This window comes from Bacillus methanolicus PB1, assembly GCF_000262755.1.
Lineage (GTDB): Bacteria > Bacillota > Bacilli > Bacillales > Cytobacillaceae > Bacillus_Z > Bacillus_Z methanolicus.
On sequence record NZ_AFEU01000001.1, the window covers coordinates 817,181 to 835,276 of the forward strand.

The following is an 18,096-nucleotide window of genomic DNA, read 5'->3' on the forward strand; positions in this document are numbered from 1 at the left end:
TACATCTCCTTTGATACAGTTTTGATTAAATCGACATACATTTCACTATGACTAATTTTAAAAGGAGGCATTTTCCTCTTGGATACAGGCACTCACGTAGTTATGGGACTGGCACTCGGCGGACTGTCTACTCTTGACCCTGCTGTAATGGAAAACACAGCGACAGCTAGCAGTGTATTAATCGGCACTATCATCGGTTCCCAGGCTCCTGATATAGATACTTTATTAAAGCTCAAAAATAATGCTGTTTATATCCGAAATCACCGGGGAATTACACATTCAATACCAGCTGTTCTCATGTGGCCTATTGCCATTGTTGCACTTATTTATCCTTTTTTCCCTGACGTTAATTTGCTTCATTTATGGATTTGGACATTTGCTGCTGTTTTCCTTCATGTTTTTGTCGACATATTCAATGCCTACGGAACACAAGCTTTGCGTCCTTTTTCGTCGAAATGGGTCGCACTGGGGATTATTAATACATTCGATCCGTTTATTTTCTCCATTCATGTAATGGGCTTATTACTATGGGCGTTAGGCGCACATCCGGGTTACACGTTTCTTGCTATCTATGCAGTAATTCTTGTGTACTATATCATCCGTTTTCAGTACCAACAAATGATCCTAAAAGCTGTGAAAAAAGTGGTGCCTGATGCAACGGAAATTATCATAGCACCAACGATGAGATTCCATCAATGGCGGATAGCTGTCATGAATAAACACCAATTTTTTGTGGGAGTAGCTTATAAAAACCAAGTCTCCATTTTTGACCGGTTCAATCGGGTGCCCATTCCAGAATCTCCTGTTTTGCAAGCTGCCAAAAAAGATAAAAACCTCTCCGCTTTTCTTTCGTTTTCACCGGTTTACCGGTGGGAACTTGATGAATATGACGATTATTATGAGGTTCGTTTTATCGACTTGCGCTACCGAAGCAACGGACATTATCCTTTTGTTGCTGTCGTACAGCTTGACAAAAACTTGAAAATTCTCCGTTCCTATACAGGTTGGATTTTCAGTGAGGAAAAGCTGAGAAAAAAGCTCGACATTATTCACGGATAGATCGGGGTCTGGCCCTCACCACTTTAACGCATTAACGCATTGAGGGCCAGACCCTCATCGCTTTAAAGTGTTAAAAAGAGAGGCCAGGCACTTTAAAGATTACCTGGCCCCTAATTATTAATGAACCTCTTTTTGCCCCAACTCAAGCAAATGCTTATATTTTGGATTTCTTGCAACAAATTCATGCAGCCGATCTCCGTAATTTTCGATCCACTGCCGGACAATTCTGTTGGTCATCTCGCTTCCTTTATATTCCCTTCCTGCTTTGGCATATGTCGTTTCAAAATCATCCCAAAGCAGCTCAACCCATGTTAAAGCTTGTACATATGTTAAATGCGGATTTTTTTCTGCTAATATTTCTGCAAGCCTTTCTTGATAATCCTTCAAATGAGTCACCCCATTACCATTTATTTAGCGTTTTATCTTAACTGTCTCCATCAAATACTATTGTTAACGTGAGCAGCAAATTTCATGATTTGTTAAATCGCGTTGCAAACTGTCTTTGGGAGGGTTTCAAATGCGGAATAAAGCAAGGAATTATCCAACTCCAAAAACGATCAAATTAGAGGGTGAACCTCGAGCGAAAGCTGAATATGCCTCTACAAGAGCAGATGGATCAATTAATACACATCCGCAAGAACGGATGAATGCTTCTTCCCATCGAAACAAAGATAAAGCCGAATTGTCCTAAAGGTGAGGTGGATACACAATGAGAAATATAAAAAAAAATTTTGACAACAATTCTAATTCCAGTTCGTTTGCGGCTCCATGGTATAATCCAAAACATGCCTATTCTCAAGTAAACGGCGAAACCCAACTAACGCAGAAAACTATTATTTTACAACGTCAAACAAGAAAACAATCGTAATAACGAAAAGCGGAAGCGACTTGAATAGCCCCGACAAGCAAAAAGCTTCTCCTACAGGAAATCCCAATTTCCGTAGCTGACGTCTAGATAAGCCGGAACTTGTCGCTTCAAGACATTGGAAAAGCGAAAGCTTTTAGTTATCACATGTTTGAGGCTGTCTCAAAAGCTTTAGAGTCAGACCCCATAACACAATATATACGACATATATTGCATAAATGTGCTATATATTGATAAATGCACATTGGGTCAGACCCTTATGAGACAGCCTCATTCTAATTTTTTTAACATCGAAATAGGAAGTGCTTCTTCTTTGCCAGTTCCGCTTAATCTGTATCCCCAAGCAAAAACACCGTTTAAATAATTAATCTTGAAATACGCTCCAGGATCGCCCTCAATTTGGTAAATTTCCCCCTGCTTAAAATCTTCAGGATTTAATAAATATGACTTTGCCATGGCAGCTTTTCTTTCCAACACAGCGAACTCATTGACCATGCCCATTTGTTCCGCTTTACGCGCTTTTTCATTGAGTTTTGCTATCTCCTGTTTCAATTCATATTCAGACATTTCACTATAACGCTTTTGCTGCATTGTTTCACTCCTTGGTGCTGCTTGTGTTTTTATTTATTAGTTGCTTATTTTCAATATATTGAAATTTAAGAAATAAATAAAGAAGCCTGCTCCGTTCTAAAAGAGGTTGCTGAACTGATCATGGTGAGATGGAAAAGGAAACAATCAAAATCAACTCCGATAAAAAATCATGACTTCCTCTGTCAAGATTTATTATCAGATAATTCTAATTCACTCAAATAATGTTCGATTAAATCAATGGAGAAGCCTTTCCTATATAATGCCTGTTTCATTTTTTGTTCAAACTCATATCCTGTAAATTTATTGTATTTTCGTTTTAGTTTTTCACCATGATGCCGTATTGCAGCCATTTCCTCTTCTTCCTTTTTATCAAAATTTACTTCACGCAGAACAGCTTGAATCACATCGATGGAAAAACCTTTTCTTAATAGCAGCTGTTCAAGTTTTAATTTTAATGTTCTTTCCGATTCAAGACGATTTTTAGAAAGAAATTTTTCGCTCACTTTCACTGCTGTGTCTATTTGCTCTTCGGAAGAGTATTCGTTCAGGGCTTCCTCAATCAAATTTTCTCCAATCCATTTTTCCCTTAATCCTTTGCGAATTAGCTCAGTCCCTTTATCAGTTGTATTCTTCTGTGTTCTGACATATGCCTTCGCATACTCTCGATCATCTAAAAATTTGTATTCGTATAGTTTTAAAATAACCTCTTTAATAATCGGCTCATCAATCTCTTTTTCAGCTAAGTAATTTCGGACTTCTCCTTCTGACCTCATACTTTTCGCCAAAAAATTTATCGCAAGATGATATCCTTTTCGGATATCGTCCTGATATTGGATTTCTGTCAAAAGAAACGGATCCACTTCAAACCCTTTTTTTAACTTGAATTTTATTAATGTATCTTTATCAACACTGAATGCATATTCTTCGCCTTTGCCAAAATCCATATATATATTGTAACGTTCTTGATTTTTTTGCTGGACGGTTATTTTCGTAATCACAGCCATAAAAATCACCTCTATTTAAATGTACCATATAAAAAAAGGTTTTCTTTAGCCGAATATCGTAAATTTAACCTTAAAGAAAAAGAAGGTGGCGAAGTAAATGAAAATTACGATAATCGGCGGTACCGGATTTGTCGGAAAAGCTTTGGCGGCTGAATTGGCAAAAGAGGGACATGAAATACTTGTCCTTACTCGCAACGCCGATCAAAAAGATAATAGTAAAAACTGCCGCTTTATCCAATGGCTCAATGAAGGAGACAACCCTGTAAAAGACGTAGAAGGAACAGATGTTATCATAAACCTTGCAGGTGAGTCGATTAATAGCGGAAGATGGACGGCCGAACAGAAAAAGAAAATAAAAAATAGCCGATTGCACGTTACTGAAAGCATTCTCAACATAATCAGCCAATTAGACAAAAAGCCAACTACCCTTATTAATGCAAGTGCAGTAGGAATTTACGGCATCTCCAATCAGAAAATCTTCACAGAAAAATCAAAAGAAACAGGTAATGATTTTTTGGCAGAAACGGTTCATGCGTGGGAAAATACGGCTATAAAAGCCTATTATGATTTTGGTATACGAACAGTTTTATGCCGTTTTGGCATAATTCTGGATAAAAATGACGGCGCCTTGCCGAGAATGGCTTTACCTTATAAATTATTTGCCGGTGGAACAGTCGGATCCGGAGAACAATGGGTATCTTGGATTCATCTTAAAGATGTTATTAGAGGAATACAATACTGTATAGAAAATGAGCGGCTTAGAGGTTCTGTTAATTTTACTGCTCCACATCCTGTCACAATGAAAGAGTTTGGAAAAACGCTTGGTACTGTTCTTCATCGTCCTCACTGGCTGCCGATTCCCGAAATTGCATTAAAATTGCTTTTAGGAGAAATGAGCATACTTGTCCTTGAAGGCCAGAAGGTTTTGCCGGAAAAACTGGTAGAAAACGGATTTACCTTTCTTTTTCCTGAATTAAAAAATGCATTAACCGATATTTATCAATGATCTGTATGAATCCTTTCGAATAAGGAAAAACTAGGAAAAGAAATTAGCACAATGAAAGGATGGTTGAAAAATGGAAAAGAAGAAAAGAGAAAAAATGAAAAGTACACTGTCAAGCGCTCAAGAGGTTACATATAAACGTGAATTTAAAATGGCAGATCGTGCAGGCGGTTTTACTGAAAGAGGAAGAAAACATTAAGCATTTACCAATTATACATGCCCCTTATAAAGCAAATGATATCAGTACGGAAAGCTTTTGTTTTCCGTACTTTTTGTCCGAAAGGGGTTTTAAAAATGGGTCGGGGACGTGGCCAAAGAACAAGAGATAAAAACAAAGCATCACTTCCACAAGTTCCAAAAAACCTTAAATCAGATGGTATAGACGAAGAGTTTTCGATCGAACTGGCTGATCAGGAAGATATGGAAGCTCTTGCTCGGGCAAATGCAGCAAACCAGCGTGTTAAAGAAAAAACAAAAAATCAATAGGTACCTTTCACGCCAAGAATTTTGTTTGGTATTATGAAGGAGAGCTGCACTATAATCAGCGGGCGGCTCTCCTTCTTTTATTTATCAACAAACTTCCGGGAGTAACTGGAAAAGGTTCTGTCTAAAAAGGTCATATGGGAAATACGACAGAACAGATGCTGAGGTGCGGATAATTCATATGTTGGGATGGAGGCTCATGACTGTATCACGTGGAAGGCTCATATACTGGGATGAAGGCTCATAAATCTGAATAAAGGCTCATTTATTTAAATGACGGCTCATATTTTAAAATAAAGGCTCTTATATCTAAATAAAGGCTCATATATGAAATTAAGGGCTCATAAATAAAAATAACGGCTCATAACAATTCCCTAACCATAAAAAAAGCAGGAAGATGATCCCTGCTTTTTCAATAATACTCAAATTATGAAGCAACTTAATGACTCAATGTTGCTTTTTTATCTTTCCCGTGCCCGCCTTTATGCATACGATCTTTTATATATGGAATGGCAAAGCGGTCAACGCCCCAGTAGTAAGCGCCACTTCCTGTGAATAGAAGAATGATTGCAACTGTATACAGTATTGGATTAGTACTTGTTGTCCCCGCCATTAAGAAGTTCAGATTCATAAATGCACCTGCAATTAAAGCCGGAGTAGTTGCTGCACCAAGGATAAGTCCGATACATACTAAAATTTCTCCCCATTCTACCAAGGAGCTGAATAATCCAGCATTCGGCAATGCGATGTTTTCAAGAAACGCCGCATACCAGCCTTGCACCGCAGGATGCTCGCCTCCTGCTTTCGCAATTGCACCTGCCATAAATCCACTTGCATCAAAATCACCTGCTACTTTATGCCAACCTGCTTCAATCCATTGGATACCTAACCAGATTCTTAAAAATGTCCACGCTACTGCTGCTTTCGGGGTTTTCCACCATTTCATGGATTATCATCTCCAATATTTTGTGAATTGATTCACAAATTAATCGAAAAATTTTTTAAAAAAAGCCAGCCAGCTTTTGAAGAAAGATTAATTGTTATTTGTGAATTGTTTCACTATCTTCCTTCACTAATAATATACTCCATTCCCTATTGAGAAACCATGGATTTCACAATTTTTCCATAAAAAATGTTTTGATTTTAAACAATCTATGAACTACATTCATTCACTGGGTTGTGGATAAAGTGGATAAATATTTGGCGCACCTCTCAATCCTTTATAAAATAAGGATTGTAAAATAACATGGGAAACTCCCTTCGAACTGTTGGTAATGTGGAAAAACTTGTGGAATATTGCAAAAAATTAATTTTTAGTTGTGGATAAATATCTGAATAAGTTTTATCGATCATGAACTACTTTATGCGAAATTTATCTGGAACATATTTAATGCATTTTATTCATACCTTCCTGTAGGGATAGTTGGGCTTCCTATGGCACACTTCACTCCATAAAATTTGGTGAAGGATTCGGGAAGATGGGGGCTGAATGATTATCCCTCCTCCTCTTGTTCGTATTAAAGCAACAAAATTCAAGAAATAGCCATTCAATAATCCTGCTTCGTTTATTCAATGAGAAAAAGACGATACCCTTTTTGTAGTTAGTACCAATTAGTAGAAGCTGTACGTTGTATAATTTTTCGAAAAATTTGTCTCTCTCTACTTTGCAAACTCTTAATGCAAAATTTTTGTACCTCTCTATTTTTCCTTTGTCTTGTGCAACCTTATGAGCTGAATTTTCCTTCCAATTCTTTATTGCATCCAATGAGTCCCAATATGAAACAGTAATTCCCAATCCCTCAACACGTGCACTTTCCACATCTAAGAAGCCCTTCTGTTTAGAGGCTAACTCTAGCATTTTCTCGGCCATTCTCGCATATCCTCTGTCACCTTTAGTTCGCTGTGAAACAAAAATTACTGCAAAATACGGTGGTTCAGGAGTTTTAGCAAATCCACTCATAATATTTATCCCCCATTAAGTTAACTATTTTTGTTTAAATTTAAACACATTCAAAATATATGCTTTCGTCGAATTGCATTTTCTCTTATTAACTCGAGCAATTCCATATGAAGTTCTAACAATACTTTCTATTCAGCACAATAAAAACCCGTTTTAAGAATTTATTTAAAACGGGTTTTCCAATTCATCTTTTTCTAAACAGTTTAACTTTATTTATACGATTTCCGAACGCAGCTTGCAACCAGTCGTGTATCACAAGAGTACTGTAATTTATGTCGTGGCGGTTAGCCGTTGTAGTAATTCGTGCCAGCCGAGAACTCAATAAATATACATGCTTCGTCGCCAACTAATTCCGGCTTTTAAAGTATTATTTGTATCCCAACCTCCAACTCGTCCTAAAAACCCATCCAAGCTTTTCAGAACAGCCCATTGCTCTTGTGCCTGAGAAAACATTTCTTTTTTATTTTCAGGTACATTGCACATAATCCATTTGATCAGCATTTTCGGACCACCAAAAATAAATTTTATCAAAAATATAATTTATCATTATTCTAACTGACATTTGTCAAATATTTATATTGATTTTGACAGGAGTTTATTAATGCCTTACATAATAACAGGATATAGAGATTAAGAGAAAGAATGATATTTCATTCTGTTCCCTTATCTCCCCCAAAATCAAATTAATCTTTTTGATCGTTAATTGTTGAATATCGGCCTAATGATAAGCCACTTATTAATAATAAGGTAATCGTTCTTTGTACTTATTTTATTCAACTATCAAACCTTGTTAGAAAAATAAACAAAAAATAGAGCTGTTTAACTCCGCTACCGTGACTACTCACGAATCTGATATATATTTTTACGAACAATCTGCATAATAGTCGATGGATTATCCAATGGTTCAAAGCCATATTGTGCATACAAAGAATGTGCATCGTTCGTTGCCAACATAAATCTACGGACTCTTTGAAGCTGGGGATGTTCTTTAATTATACTCATTAACCATTTTGATAAACCTAACCCACGAAAAGGCTTTAGAACGAAAACATCAGCTAAATATGCAAACGTAGATAAATCTGAAATAACTCTACCAAAGCCGATCAGCTGTGCTGAACCAATTGTTGGGTCTCCTTTATAAATTCCAAAACATAGAGGAGTATTTTTAATTGATTCCATAACAATTTCTATAGGGATTCCATTTGCCCAATATGATTCCTTATTCAAGAAATTAAATATTACATCCATATCCAAGTGACTTTTTTCAGTAGAAATTGAAAAGTCATCTTTTTTCCATATAGTTGGGATATGGTCCATTTTCGCCACCACTCTCCTTTTTAATAGAATTTTATCATGTGAAGATATTTCCAGTAAAATCATTCTTTCTCAAGTTAATAGCTTATTCGTTAAACTGTCCAGTTGCCGTGAAGCGAGCTTCACCACAAATTATGAAAATTACTTCGATTCCGAGTTGCGGCACCAGCAAACGAATGAAAAAGGTTTTTAATGAAATGGATGAATATTGCTTATTACCGTCTACCTTAAATATATAAAAAACAAGGAAATTGCAAGAAAACTACAAAATAGAGTATTACCAAGTGTTTTCTTTGAATATGAAGATGGAAAAGGTTATAAAGATATGGTCACTCACTGATGTATGAGTAAAATGTTTGTAAGTAAAAGAAAATAACCACTTCATAAGGTGAAGGAGGGCACATCTTTCACCTTATGAAGTGGCCACCAAGCGATAGCGCAGTAAATGGAGAAAAATACAAGAAAAGAGGGTCCTCTTTTTGAGTTTGAAAAGAACCTAGACAAAAAGGAAAAACCCTCATGGAACAATCAATCGAAAATTGCCCAACATTTAAAGAGATTGAAAATGGTTTATTTATCGTCCTCCAACAAATACAAAGAAATCGAAAATAACCACACTGCCCACAGGGGCAATATCGGTAATGGAATGCAGCGTTGGGAACACTTCGTTTCGAGTTGAGTAACATTGTGATACCTAGCCAACTAAAAAAAACTTTTAGTCTGGACAACGGTGTATTGTTTGACTTCTTTTCTAATCAATAACACCACTAGGGGCTTAACATGATCGCATATCATCCTGATTATCTGTTATAAAAAACCATGACTGATTTCTTTCGCTTTGTTTTTGGACTTCAATCCAGATTGAGTTTGACGCTAATAATCCACAAGTTGTACAAATTTCCTTTTCATTGTATAAACGGCAGCATCGATCACAATAATACTTTTTCATTCTTCATCACTCTTCCCCTGCGAATCACTCTTACTTTAATTTATTTAAAGCAAACAGAGATTGTAACTTCAAAAAACGGGCCTCTCAGTATATGTTGTTCCACTAAGTACTTGCGACTTATGTGTGGAACAAGCAATAGATTACTGAAGGCTCCTTCAGTATCGAATTATTAGCGAAAAACACAATGCAAAATGTATTGAATCCACTTTAAATGTTTTATGAACTACTTTTTACTAATTTTGATTCTCTCTCCTCAACCTTTTCCATAACTTTTTCTAATTTTTCAAGTGGTACCTCTGTGCTTTCTGAAATATTTTTCAAATCTTGATAAGAAAACCCTTTTGAGCTGCGGAGAAGATTTTTTTGTTCATGATCATGTAACAATATTTTAACAGCATCCGGTCTTGAATAATGCCCCAATCCGTCAAATACAACTTTCGCTGCCTTAAGCTCATTCGCATGGCAATCTGCGTAGACAATGGTATCTTTGTTATAAACTGGTCCAGCAATATATTCACCAAATGGATTTACGATAGCGGCACCACCTACAGCCCAACTAAAATCCATCTCAGGACTATCGATAAAATGTTTATGTTCAGGTTCAAAGTCTTGTTCTCTTAACAAACCGGCTACGCTGATGACAAAACTTCCCGACTCAAAAGCGTATTCTCTAATGGCAAACTGCAAATCACAAGGATCTCTTCCGTGGAATATTCGCCCTTTTCTTTCACCATTGCTTGTCTTTTGTCCGAACGTCCAAGTCCCAGGCCAATTAGCGATATGGAACTCTTCACCCATCAACATTTGAGCTGCTCTAACTAAAATGGTATGGTGTTCCCAGCAAATGAGCATGCCAATTCGTCCGATATCGGTTTGACACACATCTAAATCGCTATCATCCCCAAGCCCGTGGTAAAGACGCTCATTAAAAGTAGGCATTAATTTACGGTGCCGTCCTGTATTGAACCGTCAGGACCAAAAAGAATTTGAGTATTATATAATGTGCGTGCTCCATCCGTATCATCGATCTCGTTAACTCCCATTACACAATAGACTCCCGCATCCCTACATGCTCTTCCAATGATTTCAGTGTCTTCACTTGGTATGGCTATAGAGTTATCTTGAAGCGCTACATTCCACGCATACCATTCATCTATTTGGCTCGCATACCAGTATGCTGGAAAGACAGGAATGTAGGTTTCGAAGAACGCAACTAATTTCGCACCGTTTGCCCCTGCTTCTTTGATTCTGTTGCAAGCTACTTCAATAGACTTTTCTTTTTTTAAGACAATTTGGGGTCCTTGTACTGCTGCTACACGTACTGTCTTGTGTCCTCCAAAAACGGCTTTGTTTAACTTTTCATTTCTTATTTTAGCCATAACTACTTTCCCCTCCTTTCATTTTATGTAAAGTTTTATAACATTAATCTATATTTATTGTTACATGTATTAGGAATATACGCCATTATTTCGTTAGATAGCCTGACATTATTTTTGAATATTAAAGCAAATTGCCCCTCTGAAGAAAAGAAATAGCAAATGTTTTCCTTTCTAACAAGCACCTAGTTTTACAATAGAAGCTAAAAAACGTGTAGAAATCGAAAACCCTGTGTATAAATTACACGTTAACATAAAAGAAAAAAGCCCTGATTTATTAGCAAGGCTTTTCCTTACCTTAGTCTTTCTCTTTCCAGCAACCAATAAAAAGTACCTGTTTCCACCTTAAACACTTTCCGTTTAATGTGGCGGGTTCCGTTTCCCGATCTTCATCCACATTCCTTTTATCTTTAGAAATATCTTTGGTTGGGGTCCTGTCGACAAAAAGCTGATATTATACGCTAAAACCTTTTTTGGAAGAGAAAAGCCCGATTTCTCTAAACTAAGTAGGAATCGGGCTTTTCTTAGGGAAAATGTTCAATAAACAATTGATTTGACTATTATATAAATCGAGTTCAATCACCGAATCATTCGGATGTGAGGTTTTATAGCTTTCCAAAAATGCATCATACAATTTCCCGGTAACAGATCCTTGACGATTGTTCGCTTTTACAAAAAAAGTTGTCATATTAATCTCCTCCAAATAAAATGATTGTAAAACTAGATCTTAATTAACTTCAGCCCTCCAACTGATTACTTTTTCTTTTTGCTCTTCCAAACTGCAAATAATAAAACAACAAAATGACTACATGCAAACCAGCTAGAACGAGGAATATATTGCTGTAAATGATGCCGTTTGGATAGATATTTGCCGGGTTCCAATGAACATCGGAGCCAAGATCCACCACCTTACCGTAAACCCCAGAAGCCATTCCCCCTGCAATAAAATTCAGCATCGATAATAATCCCATTCCAACTCCAGCCTGTTCCTTTGGTAGGGCTATAGAAATTGAATTAGACATAGCAATCATCATAAAGGTTTGCCCTACATTACCAAATATCAAAAAGATCGAAATGAATACTGGAGAAATTCCAATAAAGGTTGAAAGTAAGACAAAACAGGTCAATAACAATCCAGATGCAATAAAAAAGAGATACGAATTTCCTTTCAAGTCTGCCAGTTTACCGCCTTTTCTACCAAGAATGGCCGAGGCTACTGCAGCAGGAACCATCGCAAAACTGATCCAGCTAGGTGGCAGTTGATGTACATGAGCCAAAAGCAATGGACCTAGAAAGTAAAGGGAAAGACCAATTCCGCTTATTAGAAAAGCTATCGTTAGTCTGAGAGTATAGTTCTTATTTGTAAAAAGCCCAGGTTGAACAAACGGTTCGGAAACGGAACGAATTCGTGCTATGAACAGCGCTAAAGCAAGCAATCCGACAATAGCAAACCTCCACTTTCCACTCGTAACCCCAAGAAGCAACAAAGTCACGGTCATCCCCAATAACCCACCCCCTACCCAGTCCAATCTTCCGAGAGATCCCCTCTCATCTCCCAAATATTTACGATAGAAGGGTAGCGTGATTAAGATTAATAAAGGGACACAGAATAACCAGCGCCAGTGAGCGATCCCCACAATGAATGCGGAAATAACCGGACCAAGTGCACTTCCGAGAGCCAAACCGACGAATGCTGTACCCATGGCTGCCCCCCTTCGTTCCGGGGGAAAGTAACGCAAGGGGATCAGCATGGCTGTTGCCGGGATCACCGCAGCCCCTGCTGCCTGCAAACACCTTCCGACAAGCACCATCCAGAAAGTTTGGAAGAAGAGGCCGATAAGTGAACCGAGAGCAAAAAATGACAATCCTGACGTCAACAAATTTTTGAGCTTGTAACGGTCTGCGAGCTTCCCGTAAATGACCGTTCCTATCCCATAAATCAGAGCGTAGGATGAAGTAACCCAGCTCACCTGAGCATTTGTAAGATCGAAGGTTTTACCAATCTCGGGAAGGACGAAGTTGAACATCAGTACACTCATCGATGAAAGGACCAGCGTGAACATAACAATGCGCATCAACTTCTCCCCTGTTTGTTGCTGAAGTTCGTGCTCCATTTTCATTTCCCCCCTTCCTGTCTTCATGATCCCGCAGAGTCTTCAACGCACCACTCCAAGCGACAACCTGATCCAGCATGGCATAAACCTTTTCCTCTTGAAAGGGAGCCGTTGAAATTCTCAAAATCGATATGAAGGGAGATGTTGTCCTCAGCACGCACGTCGGCGACCGCAAGTTCACCCATGTTCAGCCGTAAATTTTCCACTGCTCTGGTACCTCCAGACATACCGTAGCCTGCGAACCCGGCCATCTTGTTGTTCCACTCTCGATACAAGAAATCGATGGCGTTCTTTAGCGCCCCGGATGTTGCTTGGTTGTATCCGGGCGTCACAAAGACATAGCCGTCGAATGCAGCAATCTTTCGTGACCAACCCCAGGTATGTGACTTCACGTATTTACCAAATAACGGGGGCTTTGGCTCATCGAGCAGCGGCAGGTTAGAATTCGCGATGTCAATAAGCTCGAACGCGGCATCATTGCGCTGCTTAGCGATCTCGTACACCCAGCGGGCGATAGTCTCACCATTTCGCCCCGGACGTGTACTGCCAATAATGATTGCGATCTTGATCATGATTGATTCCTCCCATGAAATTTAAAAATTCTACCTGTTTTATGCATTGCTACGGAGAGAACTCTCCAACCGATAATGACAGTAAGTACTTACTGTCATTATGCTTAAAAAAATTAAGGGGTCAAAGCCCTTGTAAATATCTGAACACTAACCGTTATAAATGTCTCCAGCGATACGGTCGGAAAGTTCTTATCGTCATCCAAGTTGTTCATAAACGCCCCAAAATTCATCATCATAAACGACAATGCCTGTAGTTCGGGATTCGTCCGGATCAGTTTACCTTTCTCAGACATCGTTTTAAAATAATTCGTCAAGAATTTGATTAATTGTCGAGGATGCTCCTGTGTTCTTTCTCGAAATCCTGGCAAATGACCTTCTTCCTTGATTGCGATCTGAATCATTTTCCGATTACGATTCATAATTTTATGGTACGTTCGGCTGATCAGGAGCAGATCTGTATGTAAATCCCACACAAGCTTCTCGTCAAATAAGTTTTTCATCTCTTCGGTATAATGAAACCGGTCAAATGCAGTTTCGAGAAGATTTTGCTTGCTGCCGAAATGGCGAAACAATGTCTTTTCGCTTAAACCGGCTGCGGCAGCGATTTCCTTGGTAGATACACCATTGTAGCCTTTCTCCGCTATTAGATCGATCGCTGCCAACAGCAGCTTATCATCGTTTCTTAAATTATTACTGATGCTCATACTTTCACACCTCCCTAATAGACTGTCAGTACTTACTGTCGTTTATTTTTACTTTATTCCAGTTGTTATAAATTTGTCAAGATAAATTTCACTTTTGGCAGTAAAAAATTCATGAACATCGGTTTTCTTACTTAATATTGAACGGTCCGAAATCAAACATTAAAGTCATCCCCAAACATGGCTTTTAGGCGATGAAAAACACGGGCTACAGTATGGCGTAGTTTCTTTGGAGCTTTCATGTCCTCTTGAAGCCCCTGATCGATGCAAATATTTGATATGATGTTGTTGAATCATTGAAAGCATCCATCTTCCTCCTCTAACTGAATTTTATCGCCAATTAGTAGGTTAGTAGAGAAGAGGGATGCTGGCAATAATTTTTTTCTTACTGCAGGATTTTTATTTTGCAAAATGCTCCATTTCTATTTTGCAATAAAAAAAACTGCCTGTCAGTCTATTAATATTTACAATCAATATCTTTATAAATTTCTAATATTTCTTCAGCGGATGAGGAACAGAAATATCTTAGGTAGATTGAATTGGTTTGCCTTTACAAATGCTAGGCGAATCCCAAACAGAACAAGAAAACCGCCTGAGATACGTTCTATCCAATTAGAAGCATGTAAAAATTTTTTTCGTAAATAAGAGTTGGAAAGAATCATAACCATCAAGCAATACCAAAGTATCTCTATTCCTACAACCGATACACCATAAATAAATTGTATAGTAATGGATGTATCAGGTTGAACTACTTGTGTAAACAGTGATAAATAAAATAAAGTAGCTTTTGGATTTAACAGGCTTGTAAGTAATCCCATTCTATAATATTTCCAGCCTCTAGATTTATTACTAACAACTTCTTCTTTCCCAAAAAATTTGTACGGATTCTTTTTAGTCAAAAACGATTTTAATCCTATAAAAATTAAATAAGCAACCCCTACCCATTTTACTAAATTAAATAACATAACTGATTGAGATATAACGACCCCGATTCCTAATAAACTATAGGTGATGTGAATTATACTTCCCGTACACATGCCCATAACAGTAATGAAACCGTACTCTCTAGAAAGTAAACTATTTTTTATTGTTATAGCCCACTGTGGACCTGGAGAAAGCACAATTAGAAAACCAACCACCATAACTGCCATCCACGTTTGATAATCCATTTTTATCCCCCATTTTTCTATGTATCAATAGTTCAATGAGATTGAGTTTGTTTTTTGCAAGCAAAAAGTGCAGAGAATTGCAGCGAAAAATACATAGGCTTGCAGCTTTCTTTTTTACATTAATTTCCTTTAAGTTTCACAGAAGAAAGAGCATTTTTCAGCCGGTAACTTTCTCCTGTGAATGCAATGATATGGGCATGGTGTACCAAGCGATCCACTAAAGCAGAAGTTAAGCGGTTATCTCCAAACACTCGATTCCATTGACCAATCTCTAAATTCGATGTGACAATAACACTTTTATGTTCATAACAGTCCGCTATGATGTGAAACAATAATTCTGATCCTTGTTTTTGGAAAGGAACATAACCCAGTTCGTCTAGTATAAGTAAATCACACTTATCGATTTGACGTTTTACTCGTTGTAAAGTACCTTCTTTTAACGCTTCCTCTAATTGTCCTACCAAATCTGCGACGCGAAAGAAACGAACCTCAAACCCTTCCTCGCAGGCTTTTAATCCAAGTGCTGTTGCTAAATGGGTTTTGCCTGTTCCTGGTGAGCCCAGAAGCAGTAAATTTTGCTTCCCATGCAGGAAACGAAGGTCGTAAATCTCTTCTTTTGTCGTGGTGGCTGGTAGATGTATCTGGCCATTCCATTCATAATCTTTTAACCATTTTAATTCTCTAAATTTGGCTTTTTTTATTAGTCTCGAAACCTTGGCAGATTGCCTCGATGAGACTTCAGTCAGTAATACATCATATAAAAACTGTTCTTTATTCTCAAAGACGATTTCTTCATACCTTTCAGCTATATAGGCAAGGTGCAAGGTTTTACACACTTCTTTCAGATCACGAACGGACATTAGAAATCCCTCCCTTCTAAGGTTGGACATAGCCTTTGATCATACATGCTTAAATCAGTTTCATAGTCCAGTAATACAGAAGGGGTATGGGCTTCTGTCATTTTTTCCGGATAAGTTGCTTTCTTAGCTTCCAATAAGGAACCCAATTCGTGTGGCTCTTTTTCCATATATTGCTCTATCTCCAAGCATTTATCGATGTCCTGTAAAGTATGCACCTCCAACAATTTTTTTAAGCCTGCCACCCGTTTTTTAATCTCATCAGGTTTTATCGTAAGATAAGTTTGTACTCTTTCGGGAAGGTATTTAAAGAAACGAGAATATTTAACAGCACGAGGTTTTTTCTCCCAGTCAACCAGAATGTCGTTCCACGGTATAGGCCTTGTTGTCAACATATAGGGACGTAAGTCTTGATAAATGATTTCACCGTCATTCGTATAGCAGGTGAACTTATCCCATTCCTTTTTAATGACTAAAGTCTGTTTGATCCTCGCTTTATGGATAACGAATTTTTCTCCATCAACTAAAATCTCGCCATACTTATTTACAGTAGCTGAGTCGATTGAAAAGATCGGAAGATCACTAATTGGTAAAGCTTTTAGATGCTTCTGTTCCTCAGCCCACAATTCTTCTATCAGTACTCCTTTTTCGTAGTGTAGCCGCTCTCGATCGTTTACCATTTTCTCTTCCAACCACTGAGCCAGTTGAGAAAAATCCTCCATTATTGGAGCTGTTACAAAGAAGTTATTCCTTGTATAGCCAACCTTTTTCTCTACATTCCCTTTTTCATGTCCGCTACCGGGATTGCATGGTTGTACTTCAAATCCATAATGGGACTGAAAGCGTAAGAAAGAATCCGTATAGGTTCTTTTTTCTCCCTTGCCTACCGTTACGACAGCCGCCGACAGGTTATCAATTCGTAAATATGTCGGAACACCACCAGCCTGGTGAAATAATTGTTTCAAGCCCTCTAGAAAACACTCCGTGTTTTCTGCCGGTAAAGGATAGGAAAAAGCCGCATTACTATATGGAAAACTAAGAATAAGAGATTTGATATCTTTGTATGCGCCGTCTTTTACAACTGTCATATTTCCAAAATCCACTTGGGCTTCACCCGGAGGGTGCTCCAAGCGTTCGTATCTTCTGGTACTTTCTTCTTTAATTTGTGGTTTACGATGCTGAATATACTCACTAACGGTTCGATAAGAACCTTTAAAACCATGTTCTTCTCTAAGTTGTTCAAACATTTTTTTATTAGTTCTTCTCTCTTTTTTCTTGAGCTTCATGTCCTCCTCAAGCCAACAATCTACAATTTCTCCGTATCCTTCCTCATACATCATTCCCCTTCGACGAAAAGGGAGTGATTCTACTGGTACTTCACCGTCTGCGTATTTTTTTGCCGTTCTCCAATTTCGACCTGTTTTTTTAGCGATCTCAGAGATAGACATACCTTCGACTTCTCTTAAATGTTTGATATAATTAACTTCAGGCATTGCTAGCATCCTTTCTTGTCCTCCTTCTGTTAAGCTCTGCTCAAACTCAACAGTAGGGGTTATTGGATAAGCTGGCAAGCCTTTTTTTATGCAGTAATAGTTCTGCACAAATATCTTGCAAAACTATGTACTTTTATTTTGCAATAAACATAAGTTATTTAAGTTTAAATAAAATAATTCCAATAATCATCATTGCTATTCCTATTGCTTTGTAAGCAGAAAATATTATCTTATCTGTTCCAAACAAGCCAAAGATGTCAATTATTAAGGAAATAATTAGTTGAGATATCAGTAAAATTGAAACCGAATAAGCGGGTCCAAGCAATGTCACTCCTTTCATAACGCTGTAAACAATAACAGCCCCAAATACTCCTCCTAGCAGGTACACTTTATTTACTTCGTTCATTTTATTTATACTGCCATCCCTTAAAATAAAAAGCAAAATTAGAGATACTATAAACCCTAATCCATGCACAATTGTATTTGTCTCCCACAAACCAATTTTTTCACTTACCCTTGTGTTGAAAATAGATTGTAAACTGATTAAAATACCTGCTATTAAAGAAAATAAAACTCCTAACATACC

At 37.7% G+C, this 18,096-nt stretch carries 20 protein-coding genes and 2 pseudogenes; 6 read left to right on the forward strand and 16 right to left on the reverse strand.

Features of this window, described 5'->3' with window-relative positions:
• The first annotated feature begins 78 nt into the window (after positions 1-78).
• Positions 79-1,059, forward strand: coding sequence for a metal-dependent hydrolase (locus PB1_RS03825; RefSeq protein WP_003350854.1), 981 nt, complete (start codon positions 79-81; stop codon positions 1,057-1,059).
• Between the two features lie 117 nt (positions 1,060-1,176).
• Here PB1_RS03825 and PB1_RS03830 read toward each other — a convergent pair whose 3' ends face one another.
• The gene (locus tag PB1_RS03830) at positions 1,177-1,446 is read right to left on the reverse strand and encodes a YfhJ family protein (RefSeq protein WP_003350856.1); all 270 of its coding nucleotides are present in this window, start codon (positions 1,444-1,446) and stop codon (positions 1,177-1,179) included.
• A 130-nt stretch (positions 1,447-1,576) separates the two neighbouring features.
• Here PB1_RS03830 and PB1_RS03835 point away from each other — a divergent pair, with 130 nt between their 5' ends.
• A complete protein-coding gene (locus PB1_RS03835) occupies positions 1,577-1,750 on the forward strand; it encodes a small, acid-soluble spore protein K (protein ID WP_003350858.1) in 174 nt (57 codons plus the stop codon).
• A gap of 18 nt (positions 1,751-1,768) precedes the next feature.
• Complete coding sequence (locus PB1_RS16805; RefSeq protein ID WP_003350859.1) at positions 1,769-1,927, forward strand: YpzG family protein; 159 nt, start codon at positions 1,769-1,771, stop codon at positions 1,925-1,927.
• A gap of 267 nt (positions 1,928-2,194) precedes the next feature.
• Here PB1_RS16805 and PB1_RS03840 read toward each other — a convergent pair whose 3' ends face one another.
• Complete coding sequence (locus PB1_RS03840; protein ID WP_003350860.1) at positions 2,195-2,515, reverse strand: YfhH family protein; 321 nt, start codon at positions 2,513-2,515, stop codon at positions 2,195-2,197.
• Between the two features lie 182 nt (positions 2,516-2,697).
• A complete protein-coding gene (gene recX / locus PB1_RS03845) occupies positions 2,698-3,519 on the reverse strand; it encodes a recombination regulator RecX (RefSeq protein ID WP_003350861.1) in 822 nt (273 codons plus the stop codon).
• A gap of 97 nt (positions 3,520-3,616) precedes the next feature.
• On the opposite strand from recX, the gene PB1_RS03850 reads away from it, so the two are divergent.
• The 3 genes from PB1_RS03850 (at position 3,617) to PB1_RS03855 (ending at position 5,008) form a co-directional block, all read left to right on the forward strand.
• Entirely contained in the window at positions 3,617-4,525 is a 909-nt protein-coding gene (locus tag PB1_RS03850; RefSeq protein WP_003350862.1) for a TIGR01777 family oxidoreductase, read from the forward strand.
• A gap of 70 nt (positions 4,526-4,595) precedes the next feature.
• Entirely contained in the window at positions 4,596-4,721 is a 126-nt protein-coding gene (locus tag PB1_RS16810) for a YfhE family protein (RefSeq protein WP_003350863.1), read from the forward strand.
• A gap of 95 nt (positions 4,722-4,816) precedes the next feature.
• Positions 4,817-5,008: a YfhD family protein gene (locus tag PB1_RS03855; protein ID WP_003350864.1), complete on the forward strand. Its 192-nt coding sequence runs from the start codon at positions 4,817-4,819 to the stop codon at positions 5,006-5,008.
• Between the two features lie 436 nt (positions 5,009-5,444).
• Here PB1_RS03855 and PB1_RS03860 read toward each other — a convergent pair whose 3' ends face one another.
• The 13 genes and pseudogenes from PB1_RS03860 to PB1_RS03925 all read right to left on the reverse strand — a co-directional run bounded on the left by PB1_RS03860 (position 5,445) and on the right by PB1_RS03925 (position 18,093).
• Positions 5,445-5,951, reverse strand: a complete 507-nt coding sequence (locus tag PB1_RS03860) for a DoxX family protein (RefSeq protein ID WP_003350865.1) — start codon at positions 5,949-5,951, stop codon at positions 5,445-5,447.
• Between the two features lie 693 nt (positions 5,952-6,644).
• A pseudogene (locus tag PB1_RS03865) lies at positions 6,645-6,965 on the reverse strand (antibiotic biosynthesis monooxygenase family protein); the annotation flags it as partial.
• A 318-nt stretch (positions 6,966-7,283) separates the two neighbouring features.
• Positions 7,284-7,466 carry a DUF4937 domain-containing protein gene (locus PB1_RS03870; RefSeq protein ID WP_003350868.1) on the reverse strand — a complete coding sequence of 61 codons (183 nt, stop codon included), beginning with the start codon at positions 7,464-7,466 and terminating at the stop codon, positions 7,284-7,286.
• A 336-nt stretch (positions 7,467-7,802) separates the two neighbouring features.
• Positions 7,803-8,282, reverse strand: coding sequence for a GNAT family N-acetyltransferase (locus tag PB1_RS03875; protein WP_003350869.1), 480 nt, complete (start codon positions 8,280-8,282; stop codon positions 7,803-7,805).
• Positions 8,283-9,444: 1,162 nt separating this feature from the next.
• A pseudogene (locus PB1_RS18015) lies at positions 9,445-10,607 on the reverse strand (carbon-nitrogen hydrolase family protein).
• Positions 10,608-11,106: 499 nt separating this feature from the next.
• The gene (locus tag PB1_RS03890) at positions 11,107-11,292 is read right to left on the reverse strand and encodes an NAD(P)H-dependent oxidoreductase (protein ID WP_003350873.1); all 186 of its coding nucleotides are present in this window, start codon (positions 11,290-11,292) and stop codon (positions 11,107-11,109) included.
• A 49-nt stretch (positions 11,293-11,341) separates the two neighbouring features.
• Entirely contained in the window at positions 11,342-12,718 is a 1,377-nt protein-coding gene (locus PB1_RS03895; RefSeq protein ID WP_003350874.1) for an MFS transporter, read from the reverse strand.
• 23 nt (positions 12,719-12,741) lie between these two features.
• The gene (locus PB1_RS03900) at positions 12,742-13,290 is read right to left on the reverse strand and encodes an NADPH-dependent FMN reductase (RefSeq protein WP_003350875.1); all 549 of its coding nucleotides are present in this window, start codon (positions 13,288-13,290) and stop codon (positions 12,742-12,744) included.
• A gap of 113 nt (positions 13,291-13,403) precedes the next feature.
• Positions 13,404-13,994 carry a TetR/AcrR family transcriptional regulator gene (locus PB1_RS03905; RefSeq protein ID WP_003350876.1) on the reverse strand — a complete coding sequence of 197 codons (591 nt, stop codon included), beginning with the start codon at positions 13,992-13,994 and terminating at the stop codon, positions 13,404-13,406.
• Between the two features lie 497 nt (positions 13,995-14,491).
• Positions 14,492-15,160 (reverse strand): LysE family translocator, encoded by a 669-nt coding sequence (locus tag PB1_RS03910; protein ID WP_003350879.1) that lies wholly within the window; start codon positions 15,158-15,160, stop codon positions 14,492-14,494.
• A gap of 119 nt (positions 15,161-15,279) precedes the next feature.
• Positions 15,280-16,020 carry an IS21-like element helper ATPase IstB gene (gene istB, locus PB1_RS03915; RefSeq protein WP_003350880.1) on the reverse strand — a complete coding sequence of 247 codons (741 nt, stop codon included), beginning with the start codon at positions 16,018-16,020 and terminating at the stop codon, positions 15,280-15,282.
• Positions 16,020-17,519, reverse strand: a complete 1,500-nt coding sequence (istA, locus tag PB1_RS03920; protein WP_003350881.1) for an IS21 family transposase — start codon at positions 17,517-17,519, stop codon at positions 16,020-16,022. Before istA ends, istB begins: the two co-directional genes overlap by 1 nt.
• Before the next feature lie 145 nt (positions 17,520-17,664).
• Positions 17,665-18,093, reverse strand: a complete 429-nt coding sequence (locus PB1_RS03925; protein ID WP_003350882.1) for a DMT family transporter — start codon at positions 18,091-18,093, stop codon at positions 17,665-17,667.
• Positions 18,094-18,096: the final 3 nt, after the last annotated feature.

Bases quoted from the DNA above. Each gene is read 5' to 3' on its own strand.
- PB1_RS03835 (WP_003350858.1), top strand. From the start codon at position 1,577: ATGCGGAATAAAGCAAGGAATTATCCAACTCCAAAAACGATCAAATTA.
- PB1_RS16805 (WP_003350859.1), top strand. From the start codon at position 1,769: ATGAGAAATATAAAAAAAAATTTTGACAACAATTCTAATTCCAGTTCG.
- PB1_RS03840 (WP_003350860.1), bottom strand. From the start codon at position 2,515: ATGCAGCAAAAGCGTTATAGTGAAATGTCTGAATATGAATTGAAACAG.
- recX (WP_003350861.1), bottom strand. From the start codon at position 3,519: ATGGCTGTGATTACGAAAATAACCGTCCAGCAAAAAAATCAAGAACGT.
- PB1_RS03850 (WP_003350862.1), top strand. From the start codon at position 3,617: ATGAAAATTACGATAATCGGCGGTACCGGATTTGTCGGAAAAGCTTTG.
- PB1_RS16810 (WP_003350863.1), top strand. From the start codon at position 4,596: ATGGAAAAGAAGAAAAGAGAAAAAATGAAAAGTACACTGTCAAGCGCT.
- PB1_RS03855 (WP_003350864.1), top strand. From the start codon at position 4,817: ATGGGTCGGGGACGTGGCCAAAGAACAAGAGATAAAAACAAAGCATCA.
- PB1_RS03860 (WP_003350865.1), bottom strand. From the start codon at position 5,951: ATGAAATGGTGGAAAACCCCGAAAGCAGCAGTAGCGTGGACATTTTTA.
- PB1_RS03870 (WP_003350868.1), bottom strand. From the start codon at position 7,466: ATGCTGATCAAATGGATTATGTGCAATGTACCTGAAAATAAAAAAGAA.
- PB1_RS03875 (WP_003350869.1), bottom strand. From the start codon at position 8,282: ATGGACCATATCCCAACTATATGGAAAAAAGATGACTTTTCAATTTCT.
- PB1_RS03890 (WP_003350873.1), bottom strand. From the start codon at position 11,292: ATGACAACTTTTTTTGTAAAAGCGAACAATCGTCAAGGATCTGTTACC.
- PB1_RS03895 (WP_003350874.1), bottom strand. From the start codon at position 12,718: ATGGAGCACGAACTTCAGCAACAAACAGGGGAGAAGTTGATGCGCATT.
- PB1_RS03900 (WP_003350875.1), bottom strand. From the start codon at position 13,290: ATGATCAAGATCGCAATCATTATTGGCAGTACACGTCCGGGGCGAAAT.
- PB1_RS03905 (WP_003350876.1), bottom strand. From the start codon at position 13,994: ATGAGCATCAGTAATAATTTAAGAAACGATGATAAGCTGCTGTTGGCA.
- PB1_RS03910 (WP_003350879.1), bottom strand. From the start codon at position 15,160: ATGGATTATCAAACGTGGATGGCAGTTATGGTGGTTGGTTTTCTAATT.
- istB (WP_003350880.1), bottom strand. From the start codon at position 16,020: ATGTCCGTTCGTGATCTGAAAGAAGTGTGTAAAACCTTGCACCTTGCC.
- istA (WP_003350881.1), bottom strand. From the start codon at position 17,519: ATGCTAGCAATGCCTGAAGTTAATTATATCAAACATTTAAGAGAAGTC.
- PB1_RS03925 (WP_003350882.1), bottom strand. From the start codon at position 18,093: ATGTTAGGAGTTTTATTTTCTTTAATAGCAGGTATTTTAATCAGTTTA.